We start from the raw sequence: 12,684 nt of genomic DNA on the forward strand, positions 1-12,684 counted from the left end.
ACTTCCTCAATGTTGAGTGGTCAGTACCCAGCAAGCGAGCTGCTTCACCAATCTTGACTAATCTCTTATCCATAGTGTGAGATTATGATAGATAATCATAGATTACTCAATACTGTTTCAAACCCTTTGGCAATGTAGTCACGGGTTGTCTGGTCGTCCTCTACCACTAACAGCTTCATATCATTACACCTGCAGGCACTGTCTTTTCACTCACAACTATTTATAGGCGCTCTGAATTATCGAGTAACCGGAATCGGCTTACCGGACTGGAGATCAACGATCACTTTGCGCTCTCCTTTCTCGGTCAAGAACTCAATTTCAAAAAACACGATGCCCTTCTCCTGTTCAAGTTCCACATTAATGAGAAGACCCTGAACCAACTTTCTCGCTTCGTCCACCGCCTTTTGAAGCGTTACACCACTGTTCATCAACAATTGATATTTTTTTAGTTTGAGTATGTTGCTCGGGATAGTCTCTTTATCATCGAGCCAGATCCTACCGGTTTCAGCATCCATCATCAGTTCAAGTTCAACACCCTTCTTGTGATCGATGACTTTAAACTCATAGATCATGGCGCCATCTTCATCATCAATTTCAAATTCACTCAGATTGCCCGGGTATTGGTCAACCACTTTCTGAATCGCCTGTTCTGGCTTGATGTTGGCATTCTCGATGGCCAGTCTCAAAAGCACATCATCCTGTCCGGCCAGAGCCGCTGTAGACACCAGAAAAAACCCAAGAACGACTTCTTTTAACAGTCTCATGACCCTACCTATAGAAAATGGTTGAATGACCGCAAAGATAGCCACTTTACAATGAAGCCCCAATGAGCAGAAGATTAACAAAAGTTAATCTTTCTTCCGACGGCAAAATCTACGCCTCAAAAGATCTGCGTATTGAAGTTAAGAGGACATGGATACTCTGACAGCACCAAGCGTTCTATCTCAAATTGACAGGAATTCAGGGCTAATCACTATAAAGCTAACTGATCTGGCTACCACTTTCCGAAATTGAGTCCATACTTTCTATTTATTAGAAGAACCGTTCATCGCCCGGAATTGAACATGAACGTCTGTTCCTGACCAGAAAACAGTCAATCGAGGCAAAAACCTACGCATGAAGCAACGATTAAGCCTTCAGAATATCATCGGAATGGGATTTATGACCTTCGCCATGTTTCTGGGCGCAGGCAATCTCATATTCCCTCCATTAGCAGGACAGTTAGCGGGTACGCAGATCTGGCTGGCAGCTGCAGGCTTTCTGATCACGGGTGTAGGGCTTCCTTTATTGGCAGTTGTTATGATCTCCAGAGTCGGCGGGGGTTTCAATGAGATCACCAGCGAACTCCCCCGCAGCATGATCGTGCTAATGGGGTGCTGTATTTACACCATTGTTGTCCCCATTTATGGTGCGCCACGCACCGGGCTTGTTGCCTATGAAATTGGCATGATTCCATTCCTTAATGAGCCCAATGCCGTTTCCAGGTTCTTATACAGTGTTGCCTTCTTTGGTATCGCCTGGTATCTGAGCCTTAATCCCGGAAAATTGCTTGAATCGGTTGGCAAGATCATCACCCCGGCCCTGATTATATTGCTGTCTATTCTGGGCATTGCACCCATTTTCTCGCCTTTGGGGGAAGCCGGTGAGCCTATGAATGGTTATGTCGGAAATGCATTCGCACGAGGGTTTCTGGAGGGTTATATGACCATGGATGCTCTGGCCGCTCTTTTGTTTGGCGTTGTAATCGTCACCAACCTCAAGTCTCATGGCATTACCTCCCCCAACGCGCTGGTAAGGCATTCTGTCATCACAGGCTGCATTGCTGCCTTTGGTCTGGCGCTGGTCTATCTTTCCCTGTTTAACCTGGGTGCCACCAGCCGCGACATTATTCAGCATCCAGAAAATGGCGGCCAGATTCTGTCTGTTTATGTTGACAACCTTTTTGGCATCTATGGAAACATTTTGCTGGCAACGGTAGTCACCCTGGCCTGCCTGACCACCGCAATCGGCCTGATCACGGCAGCTTCAGAGTACTTTTGTGAACTCTCCCATAAACTGAACTACAAAGCTCTGGTCGCTGTCATCAGCATTTCCTGCATGATGTTTGCTAACCTGGGTCTGAATCAGATTATTGAACTTTTTATACCGGTACTCCTCATTCTTTACCCGGTTTGCATTGCCCTGATTCTACTAGGGTTGATCAGGCATCTGATGCCAAACCCACAACTGGTTTACCGGGCAACGTTACTAGTGACTTTTCTACTCAGCCTGGTTGATGCCAGCAAAGGTCTGAATCACCCTCTGGCCAAAGAACTGCTGGAACAATTTGAACGACTTCCCGGCCATGAATTTAACCTGAGTTGGGTGACCCCGTTTGTAGTGACCATTGTTCTCACCTGCCTGCTGGGTAAACTCATTACTCCATCGTCGCCTGTTCACGAAGATCAGGTATGAGTAGCCTCAACCTGCCCGCACCATTGGGTTCGGGCTTTCGAGCAGCAGAATTAATCCCCTGTTCTCAACAACACCTGCTGTGATTCACCACCACTTTCTACGAATTACACCGCTAAAATATACTCTGCAGGGCCGGTTTGACTGACTAAAAAAGAGCATGAATAAGACACTTCCAAGATAAATTTGTGATGCAGTCTCTTTCCAAACATCAATAGGTCATATTACGCTCCCAGCGGCTTGGCAAGTGACTAAACATCAAGTAAGCTGCTCTGCTTGCGATAGACTATCGCGGCTACCACTCACTCATTTATGTATACATAAGTAGCATACTCATGACCCGTATTCCGGCATTATCCGCAGTTATCCTGGCGATAACCGCTTTGACTGGCTGCCAGGTACTGCAACAACCTGCCCAAACCACGGACAGTCAGAAAACATCTCAGACTGAAACCGAGTCCTCCAAATCCGAACAGAAGACAGGTGAAGCGCAAGGTAATAAACCTTCCAAGCCTCCTCGCCCGGATACCATTTCTGTCAAACAGCAACTGGTACAGACACCTGCCCGTGTTGGCGGGAAACTGGTGCTTGGCTTTGCAGAAGAAGGCACACTCACTGAATACGGTCTGGTCATGAATGCCAAGATCGATACAGGTGCCGGCCGGTCTTCCATAGACGCCAGGAACATTGAGAACTTTGAGAGGGACGGTAAAAAGTGGGTTCGCTTTGATCTGCCCAGAACCAGTAAAGGCAACGTCACACTGGAATTGCCTGTCAAAGAGACCGTTCTCATCAAACGTCCCGGTGGTGAAGAGCCTCAACCTCGACCTATTGTCAACATGAACATCAAAGTAGGTGATATTACCCAGAACCTGGATGTTTCACTGAATGACCGGACCACTTTTGATTACCCTCTTCTTGTTGGACGTGACTTCCTGAAAGACATGGCCGTTGCCGATGTCGGTAAAAAGTTCATTGCCTCCGAAAAAGTTCTGGATTCCGTCAGTCGTAAAATTCCAGCTGATGGCAACCTCAGCATCAAAGAACAAATAGACAAACCTGTTGATGTTAGCGGCCTACAGCTTTTAGGCGAAAAAGAAGTAGTTCATGTCAAGGGGTTCAAGAATACGTTCAAAGCCCGGATCGATACTGGCGCCAGAACCTCATCCATTAATGCAAAAGATATAGAGTTTTTCACCAAAAATGGCGAACGCTGGGTTCGCTTCAAGATCATTAACGGTGACGAAAGCATCGCCTTCGAACGCAAGATCCAGAGAGATATCGAAATCAAGCGTCATGGTGGCCTGGAACATCAGGAGCGGGTTTCTGTTTTTATTCCAATCACACTGGGTAAAATCTCCAGAGATACTGAGTTTACCCTGACCAACCGGTCTGGCTATGACTTTCCGATCCTGATTGGTGAAAGGTTCCTGAGCAATACGGCTCTGGTAGATGTTGCCCAGCAAAATATTGCTGAGTTAAAGAAGTGAGGTTTTGAATGAAAGGACGTTTTCAACTCAGTCTGGCAGTGATCATTCTGATCGCAGCAGGTCTGGGCCTGACTTTATACAAACACTTTGCCCTGGGTTTTCCATTGACCCGGGGAGAGACAACCACTGTCTGGAGTGTCGAAGCTGAAATTCAGTTCAAAGCCGACGGTGGTCCTGCCAAGGCATCCCTGACTCTGCCCGACCAGCAGTCCGGCTTCCGAATTCTGAATGAATCCTTCGCTTCACCAGGCTATGGCATCAACCAGTTTGATGATGATGGTCAGCGTCGTGCAGAATGGAGCATCCGCAAGGCCAGTGGCATGCAGAGCCTGTTCTATAAGGTCAGTTTGCATCCGGATCGTCAACAACTGGAAGCACTGGCTCCTCCCGTTGACAAAAACGATGGAACACTAAAAGCCAAGCCCTCACTGCCAGAACCTTATCAGACGGCAGCGGAAGCCTTGCTTGAACGAGTCACCGAGCGCTCTGCTGACAGTCGCAGCTTTACCGGCACTCTGATCAAAGAGTTCACGGCCAAGCAACCCAGCCAGAACACCAACATGCTGCTAGGTATGATTGATAACCGTACCGAGTTGACTAATTTGTTGATCGATATGCTGTCCATGGCAGATATCCCGGCCCGTGTCGTTCGTGGACTTTATCTTGAAGACGGCAGGCGTCGTCAACCTATCGTCGAAATGCTGGAAGTTTACACCAATGACGGCTGGATACTCTTTGATCCGGAAACCGGCGTGTCCGGCAACCCAGAGAACTTTTTCCTCTGGCAGCGTGGTGGTAAGTCATTGCTGGATGTCATGGGTGGCACAGCTTCCCGCGTATCATTTTCCATGATTTCACAGAATGTACCTTCACGGGATCTGGCTCTTGAAACGTCCCGGGCCGATGATGCCGCCCTGGTCGATTTTTCAATCTACTCTCTGCCTCTGGAAGTACAGAATGCCTTCAAGAGTATTCTCTTGATTCCTATCGGCACCCTGGTGGTACTGATCATGCGTATTCTGGTTGGTCTGAGAACCTCCGGCACCTTTATGCCTGTTCTTATCTCTGTCGCCTTCCTGGAAACCCAGCTACTGCCCGGCCTGGTTATTTTTATCACGATTGTTTCCATTGGCCTTTGGATTCGCTCGATATTGAGTCAGCTCAACATGCTCCTTGTCGCGAGGCTGGCGGCGGTCATAATCGTCGTCATAGGGATCATGGGAGCCATGAGTGTACTCAGCTGGAAGATGGGAATTACCCAGGCCCTGACGGTGACCTTCTTCCCAATGATCATCCTGGCATGGACCATCGAAAGAATGTCCATTCTCTGGGAAGAAGAAGGACCCAAGGATGTACTCATTGAAGGGTTTGGCAGCTTGCTGGTAGCCTCCATGAGCTACCTGCTGATGTCCAACCCGATGGTAGAACACTTGACCTATAACTTCCCGGAACTGCTCTTTACTGTCCTGGGTCTGACGTTGATGCTGGGTCAATACACTGGCTACCGTCTGCTGGAACTTCGTCGTTTCAAACCTCTGGTTGGAGATTGATTCATGGAGTTCATCAAACGGTTTTTTAACAGTTTTGCCAGCCCCTCCAGCCTCCACGAGGCTGGCATTCTGAGCATGAACATGCGTAACCTGGATTATGTCATCAAATATAATCCTCGTAAGCTGCTGCCCCAGGTGGATGACAAACTCACTACCAAACGTATGGCAGAAAAAGCCGGTGTAGACGTCCCCAAACTGCTGGGCGTCGTCCAATATCAGCACGATATTAAGAATCTGGGCAATCTGCTTGAAAAACACGACAGTTTCGTGATCAAGCCTGCCCAGGGCAGCGGCGGTAAAGGTATCCTGGTCATTGTGGGTCGTGATGGTGAGCGTTACGTTAAAGCCAGTGGCGATACCCTCGAATTTGAAGACATCAACCGTCATGTCTCCAACATTCTTGGCGGCCTTTACAGTCTGGGTGGTAAAAGTGATGTTGCCATGATCGAGAGTCTGATCGTGGCCGACCCCGTGTTCAATGATTACAGTTTTGAAGGTGTCCCGGACATCCGCATGATTGTTTTTAGGGGTTTTCCCGTTATGGGAATGCTGCGTCTGGCCACCCGGGCCTCTGACGGTAAAGCCAACCTTCACCAGGGAGCTGTTGGTGTAGGACTGGATGTTGCATCCGGCAAAAGCCTCAGAGCCGTTCAGTTCGACTTACCCATCGAGAAACACCCGGACACCGGTCACAGTTTTGAAAAGCTGGAAGTGCCCCACTGGGACAAGCTACTCAAGTTGACGTCAGCCTGTTATGACATGACCGGCCTGGGTTATCTGGGCGTAGATATTGTCCTGGATGAAACCTATGGCCCATTGATTCTTGAGCTCAATGCCCGCCCCGGGTTGGCCATCCAGATCGCCAACGGCTCCGGCATTCAGCCTCGCCTGGAATTGATTGAGTCCCTGCCCAACTGGAACATATCGATAGAAGAGAAAGTCGCTTTTTCAAAAGAGCACTTTATGTCCAGCTAACACCTTTACCTTCCTTTTCATCAGGGCTTCACAGCCCTGGTGTATCCTTTGTAGACAATCCTACCTTGAGTCGAACTGACATGCCAAAAATCGAACTGATCAGCTTCAAGCTATGTCCGTTTGTTCAGCGCTCCGTTATTACTCTGCTGGAAAAGGACATTCCATTTGCTATCACCTATATCGAACTGGATGACAAGCCTGACTGGTTTCTCGCACTCTCACCCACGGGAAAAGTACCGGTTCTGAAGATTGATCAGAGCAAAGTTCTGTTCGAATCTGCGGTGATCAACGAATATCTGGATGAAATCACCCCGCCTTCACTGCACCCGAACGATCCTTTTGAAAAAGCCCAGAACCGGGCCTGGATTGAATTCGGCTCCAATCTTCTCATGACCAGTTACCGGTTCACCGTTGCATCAGATCCAGAGAAACTGGCTGAGCAGCGAAAACTGCTTGTGAATTTGCTGGTTAAGCTGGATACCGAAGTGGCCGGTCAATCCTTCTTCAACGGTAAAAGCTTCAGCCTTGTGGATACGGCCATCGCACCGATCTTCCGATGGATCGAGATTCTGGATAGACGGTTTGATACAGGACTCATGCAAGAAGCTCCAGGATTAACACCCTGGAGTAATAACCTGCTTAACCGGCCTTCTGTAAAATATTCAGTGGTGGATGACTTTGAAGATCTTTACCTCTCTCGCCTGCTCGACAGTGATGCCCAGCTACGATTCAAACTGAAAGACTGATCCATAATCACCGGGCAGAGATTTTTTTCTGCCCCCTCTCCTTCCCGCAAAGCAGCACTTCTCTCTGATTAGCTTATTTTCTTGAAAGAAATTCTATTTTCACTGCCGGACACTCTCCCCGAACATCCCCAAACATTAATTACCATCTACCCTAAAGACCTTTGACTCTGGCATTCATCGTCTTTGGAGTACTTATGAATCACTTAAGAGAGCCTGTTTTCAACGGTTTTCTCTTCATACTGTGGCTGTTATTAAGTTTCTTATTAATCCAGAACGTCTCAGCTATGCAGGTCATTGTTGAAGGGGGTCAATTAGGCAACAAAGCTGCTTATGGGGTCGCGCCCAATATTGTTCATGTGTCCGGAACCCCGGGTAAGAAAGGCCTTTACTGCGAAGGAAAAGACTGTAGCCATTTGATCGCAAAGAACGTTCGTGTCAATGCACCCGGTGAGTCCATCACGGTTGCAACATCGGGTAACGCTGACGTGAGCCAAACCGAAATCAAAGCAAACAAGGTCTCACTGAAAGCCGCTGACACAGCCCACCTGACCAACACGGTTATAAAAGCGGAAGAAGTCACGATTCAAGCCAAAGCCCTTTATTTGATGGCTCGCTATCAACTGAATGAATGGGAAACATCGAACACGACAAAAGGGACGGGAAGCCGTCGGAAGACTCACGACCAGGAACGTCATTTAAACGCCCATCCTTCGGTGATAGAGGCCGCCGAATCCATACACATTAACACCGGGACTCTGATGACCGAGGGGGCTTATTTACAGGCTGGAACCGAGATCACCCTCGATGCAGACCAATGGTTTTGCCTGGCCACCGTCGAGGAACATTTCGAACACCATGAAGTACAAAGGAAAAATCTCTTCAAGACCCGGCAGAAACATTGGGGAAAGCAGTGGAACGGAATCACATTAACCCGCTTGAATGCACCGTCTGTGCACCTGAATGTCGAGCGAATAGAGGCGCAAGTGGGCATTGTCCCGGGGGACGCTCTTGAAACGGCGCTGGATCGACTGACAGCGAGTTATCCGGAGCTGGCTTTTCTCAATCGAATTCGGGATGACCGCACCCACTGGGAGACGATAGAAACCACTTACCGGGAATGGAAACAAAAGCATGAAGGCCTGTCCCCGCTGGCAGCGATCATTATCGGTTCGGCAGTATCGGTGGCGACCTATGGTGTGGGGGCTTCCTTGTTGCCGGCGAGTCTCGGTACCAGCGTAATGGCCACCAATGCCGCGAATGCCCTGTTTTCCTCACTGGTGGCCCGTGGTTCAGTGGCACTGGCCAACCATGGGAGCAATGTCAGTGCGGCTTTGGAGGAAGTCTTTTCAAAAGCATCTCTGGAGTCGGTTGCTGTTGAAACCATTACCGGGATTGCCATGGGGGCTTTCGATGTGAGTTATCGACTGACCCCCGATGCCCCCCTGGCCCTGCAGGTTCATGATTCACTGATCAGGGTGCCCACCCGCGCCGGGGTGACAACGGTGATCAAAGGGGGCTCCCTGGGAGATGCCCTGGAGGACGCGGCCCGCAGAGAAGGTTTCAGCCAACTGGCCGCGCAACTGAATTACTATGCCGGGCACTTTGCCCAGACCCAGGGCTGGGAAGACGACAGCGTAGAAAAAATCGCCCTGCACTCAGCCACGGGGGCTTTCTATGGCATGTTGCGGGATGGCCAGCCTCTCGCCGGAGCGGCTTCAGGAGCTGCGGCACAAGCTGTGAACCTGATCAAGTCAAGTTGGGATGATGATGAAAACTGGGGAGATGAACCGCCCTTGCTGCCGACCTTCTCGCTCACTCCTGAACGGGAAGAAGCGGTTTATTCGAAGGTTCTGGAAGTATTAAGCACGCTGGGGGCCGCCTTGGCCGCCCAGGCAGCGGGAGGGAACCCGGAAACCGGGGCAGAAATAGGCCAGGCTCAGGAGCACTATAACCGGCAATTGCATCCGGATGAAACCAGCCAGCTGTGGCAAAAAATCGAAGGCAAGACCCTGGATGCACAACAACGATACAAGGCGGCTGCGTGCTATATCACTCATTGTTCCCGAGGGGTACTGGAAACGGACAAGGATTACGAGCTTTTAAAAAGTTGGGAGCAAAGTGGAGCGCTCTTTGGTCAGGAAATCTGGGAACTTCAGGCCACCGGCCTGTTCACTTTCGCAACCGACAACCCTCTCAAGGAGGCCTGGAGCATCAACCAGGCGCAAAGCATCGCTCAGGTGATACTCGGGGGGTGGAAAGTTTCAGGAGCCATGATTTTGTCGGTGGCTCCCCCGGATACCGATTTCCTCAGAAGCGAGCTGCGAAAAGACACCGAGCCTCAGTCGTTTTGTCAGGCAGGCAGCTGCGCTGGCGACTTTGAACTGAATTACGATGGTTCTTTATTGGCTGCCTGAACCTTTGCAGCTACGTTGCCAGAGGCGAGTTGGTCAGAGTTAACGGGGAAACTGATTAAACCCTTTAGCGTGAATCCCGGCTTCTTCGTGATAGGCTTGTTATTCTCAGCTGAAAGCACCTCCACCCTTGCTGATCGAAAATTAGTCCAGGAAACCCTCACTTACCAGAGTGACAACGAGCACGGGCAACCCGTCTACACCGACAGCTTGGGCAAGCGGCTGGAGGTGGTTGTAATGGACAGGGACAGTTTTACCCTGCCGAATGGCTTTAAGGGCACCTGGTTGCCGCAACACGGAGAGCCACCGAAGGCGACAGAGTATCCTGCCGACGTACCGGTAGAAGCGGGTGTTTACCCACTCCCAGAAGATAAGAGCTTGCCGATCCACTTCAGCCGGGAAGCCGATCAGCGACAGGGGCTGATTCTAGAGCATCCGGGTACCGGTGAAAGGGTGTTGATTTATTACTCAAGCGGTACTGATGATGGAAAAGTTACTGTTGAACAACTCAGCAAGAATCCAATGAAGCCTCTAGATCAGGTGAAATTTGATAGAGATAATTTCGATTGGAGTTGGACGTTACCCTCTGAAGTTGTAGATCGTATACCGAAAGAATGGGCTGGTGGGATTCCAACAAAGAAAGGGACAGGATGGCGTTGGCACAACCCGGAAAATGCCAATGATGGAATCAGGATTGATAAGGGTAATCCTGATGCAGATGATCAACATAAAACTCAAAGAGTCGATCACGTTATTGTAAATAAATCAGGCAAAATAATTGGACGAAGTGGTAATCCAATAGACGGTGCAATACAAGAAAATGCTGTAGATGCACATATTCCGTTGAGTGAATACGTAAATTGGAAAAATTGGTATACGCCCTGAAAAAAAACAGATTTAAATATTAATATGGAGAATAGTATTATGAAGTTAACTAATTTAAGACGAAGACAGGAATTGATCTGGATATTGGAAGATCTTTCCGACTCAGATTATCAAAAGGACTATTGGTTAGGTAATAAAAAGAATGTGAATCGAATTGATGATTTCGATTCATCTGTGCACTTTCTTTTTGATGATACGTTACTTGCAGAGGATGTTGAAAAAGAAATAGGTAATTGCTTAAGGGATGAAAATGAAGCGAACGCTGTTCAATCTGTCTGTGATACGATTGATCTTATTTTTGACAAATATGGCATGTCAGAAACAGATCGGCATTACATAGAGTGCGAGGAATGGTCAAGTGTCTTAAATGCTGCCGCTCATGCTTTGAAACTCATAGCAGGTAAAGACTATCAACCGTCAAATAGAGGTAAAAGAATATTCAGTGATAACAAGGCCTGATTCTGGAGCATCCGGGTACCGGTGAAAGGGTGTTGGTGTATTATTCCCAGATCGACGGGCTAAGCGTTGATCACGATGGGAGAGTGGTTCTGGATTTGTTCGGCGGGAAACATTCGATGAACCCCGGTGCAATCAACTTGGATACAAGGGCTGAATCAGGGATTAGAGGTTCGGCAATGGATTTGCCTATTGGTTCAAAAACAGTGGATCGCATCATTACCAGCAACCCGTATATACCGGACGTAGCTACAAGGACAAAAAGCATCATGGATTGGTTGCCAGAGGCGGCCAGAGTGTTGAAACCCGGAGGAGAGCTTTATATCAATGCCTTTGGTTCGAACAGGTATGGAAAGCTACCAAAACTGGAAGTCCTGAAGGAACTGGATTTAGAGGTTGTTATGGAGAAAGCTCCATTAATGGAAAAATTTCAGGGTCAGGAATTTTTCAACACTAAGGGGGGAGCTCTAGAACAGCAAAGGATGAAGAGTACCGTACTAAGGAAGAGAGGAGGTTCAGAATGATTACCTATCGAGGATTTTTCGACAAGTTTGACGTGTGGCAGAGCACTTTCGGAAAGCCAACCAAGGACGGCAATGATTTGTTGGTGCCAGCTATTGAGCTTTGGTTAAGTGGCGATCATCCATTGGTGCAGTACGGCCAGATAGCCACAGGAATCATGCGGTTTCGCCGGGTTATCAGCTCCAAACGAGAGGTTTCGCCTTATGTGGGTGATAGCTTTGGGCCAACTGTTGTTGTTGATGATGGGCCATTCAACCTGACCAGAAAGGACATTTGTGAGAGCGGTTATTTCATTGAGGGAACGATAACAGAGCCGCATGGTGGCGTTGGTGAATGGATAATCAAGGCTGACGATTTTGAGTTTGAGTGTGAAGGTGTTTATGACCTGAAGTTGATTCCAGGAGGATGCGAGTATTTGAATTACCGGACGATTGAAGACGCCATAAAGCAAGCCTCTGCAGGATAGGCACTCATGGCCGCATAGCTGCAATCAGTGCCAGATTTTTCCAGCCTTTGGGCAGTCAAGTCTCCACTAGACCCGTTAAGCACGCTGGGGGTCGCCGTAGCCGCCCAGGCAGCGGGAGGGAACCCGGAAACCGGGGCAGAAACAGGCCAGGCCCAGGAGCACTATAACCGGCAACTGCATCCGGATGAAACCGGCCCGCTGTGGCAAAAGATCGAAGGCAAGACGATCGATGCACAACAACGATACAAGGCGGCTGCATGCTATATCACTCATTGTTCCCGAAGGGTGCCGGAAACGGATAACCCTCTCAAGGAGGCCTGGAGCGTCAACCAGGCGCAAAGCATCGCTCAGGTGATACTCGGGGGGTGGAAAGTTTCAGGAGCCATGATTTTGTCGGTGGTTCCCCCGGATACCGATTTCCTCAGATTAATGGGTACAACAACAATCCATTTGTGAAATTACCTGATAACGATGTTCTTGAAAGCTTGAATCTTGAAGTGGTTTTTAAGAATGAGCCATTATTGGAAAGGTTTGCAAATCAAGAATTCCATTACACAGATGGTGGAGATTTACGAAAGGATAAAATTAGCCCGAATATTTCATGAAAGGAGGCAAGTTCCGCCCAATCACTTGATATGATGGGGTCGACCAAAAAAATGCTTCGGAAAAAGCAAACCGGAACTTGCCATGCCCAAATCTACACAAGAACAGCTTCGTTTTCACCCATCAAAT

12 protein-coding genes are annotated in these 12,684 nt (G+C 48.7%); 11 read left to right on the forward strand and 1 reads right to left on the reverse strand.

Annotation, left to right across the window (positions count from 1 at the left end):
- Nucleotides 1-236: 236 nt before the first annotated feature.
- Nucleotides 237-764, reverse strand: a complete 528-nt coding sequence (locus ACR2PX_RS20910) for a PepSY domain-containing protein (protein WP_434001296.1) — start codon at nucleotides 762-764, stop codon at nucleotides 237-239.
- A gap of 352 nt (nucleotides 765-1,116) precedes the next feature.
- Here ACR2PX_RS20910 and brnQ point away from each other — a divergent pair, with 352 nt between their 5' ends.
- The 11 genes from brnQ to ACR2PX_RS20965 all read left to right on the forward strand — a co-directional run bounded on the left by brnQ (nucleotide 1,117) and on the right by ACR2PX_RS20965 (nucleotide 12,408).
- Nucleotides 1,117-2,454, forward strand: coding sequence for a branched-chain amino acid transport system II carrier protein (gene brnQ, locus ACR2PX_RS20915; protein WP_434001297.1), 1,338 nt, complete (start codon nucleotides 1,117-1,119; stop codon nucleotides 2,452-2,454).
- A 332-nt stretch (nucleotides 2,455-2,786) separates the two neighbouring features.
- Nucleotides 2,787-3,941 carry an ATP-dependent zinc protease family protein gene (locus tag ACR2PX_RS20920; RefSeq protein WP_434001298.1) on the forward strand — a complete coding sequence of 385 codons (1,155 nt, stop codon included), beginning with the start codon at nucleotides 2,787-2,789 and terminating at the stop codon, nucleotides 3,939-3,941.
- An 8-nt stretch (nucleotides 3,942-3,949) separates the two neighbouring features.
- A complete protein-coding gene (locus ACR2PX_RS20925) occupies nucleotides 3,950-5,491 on the forward strand; it encodes a UUP1 family membrane protein (RefSeq protein WP_434001299.1) in 1,542 nt (513 codons plus the stop codon).
- Nucleotides 5,492-5,494: 3 nt separating this feature from the next.
- On the forward strand, nucleotides 5,495-6,466 hold the full coding sequence (locus ACR2PX_RS20930) for an alpha-L-glutamate ligase-like protein (RefSeq protein WP_434001300.1): 972 nt from the start codon (nucleotides 5,495-5,497) through the stop codon (nucleotides 6,464-6,466).
- Nucleotides 6,467-6,546: 80 nt separating this feature from the next.
- Entirely contained in the window at nucleotides 6,547-7,212 is a 666-nt protein-coding gene (locus tag ACR2PX_RS20935; protein WP_434001301.1) for a glutathione S-transferase family protein, read from the forward strand.
- A 194-nt stretch (nucleotides 7,213-7,406) separates the two neighbouring features.
- On the forward strand, nucleotides 7,407-9,626 hold the full coding sequence (locus tag ACR2PX_RS20940; protein ID WP_434001302.1) for a DUF637 domain-containing protein: 2,220 nt from the start codon (nucleotides 7,407-7,409) through the stop codon (nucleotides 9,624-9,626).
- Between the two features lie 15 nt (nucleotides 9,627-9,641).
- Entirely contained in the window at nucleotides 9,642-10,508 is an 867-nt protein-coding gene (locus ACR2PX_RS20945; protein WP_434001303.1) for a hypothetical protein, read from the forward strand.
- A 39-nt stretch (nucleotides 10,509-10,547) separates the two neighbouring features.
- Nucleotides 10,548-10,967 carry an SCO4402 family protein gene (locus tag ACR2PX_RS20950; protein ID WP_434001304.1) on the forward strand — a complete coding sequence of 140 codons (420 nt, stop codon included), beginning with the start codon at nucleotides 10,548-10,550 and terminating at the stop codon, nucleotides 10,965-10,967.
- Between the two features lie 116 nt (nucleotides 10,968-11,083).
- Entirely contained in the window at nucleotides 11,084-11,488 is a 405-nt protein-coding gene (locus ACR2PX_RS20955) for a class I SAM-dependent methyltransferase (RefSeq protein ID WP_434001305.1), read from the forward strand.
- The gene (locus ACR2PX_RS20960; RefSeq protein ID WP_434001306.1) at nucleotides 11,485-11,952 is read left to right on the forward strand and encodes a hypothetical protein; all 468 of its coding nucleotides are present in this window, start codon (nucleotides 11,485-11,487) and stop codon (nucleotides 11,950-11,952) included. Before ACR2PX_RS20955 ends, ACR2PX_RS20960 begins: the two co-directional genes overlap by 4 nt.
- Before the next feature lie 27 nt (nucleotides 11,953-11,979).
- Complete coding sequence (locus tag ACR2PX_RS20965) at nucleotides 11,980-12,408, forward strand: hypothetical protein (protein WP_434001307.1); 429 nt, start codon at nucleotides 11,980-11,982, stop codon at nucleotides 12,406-12,408.
- Nucleotides 12,409-12,684 lie beyond the last annotated feature (276 nt).

Source organism: Endozoicomonas sp. (genome assembly GCF_051008435.1).
Lineage (GTDB): Bacteria > Pseudomonadota > Gammaproteobacteria > Pseudomonadales > Endozoicomonadaceae > Endozoicomonas_A.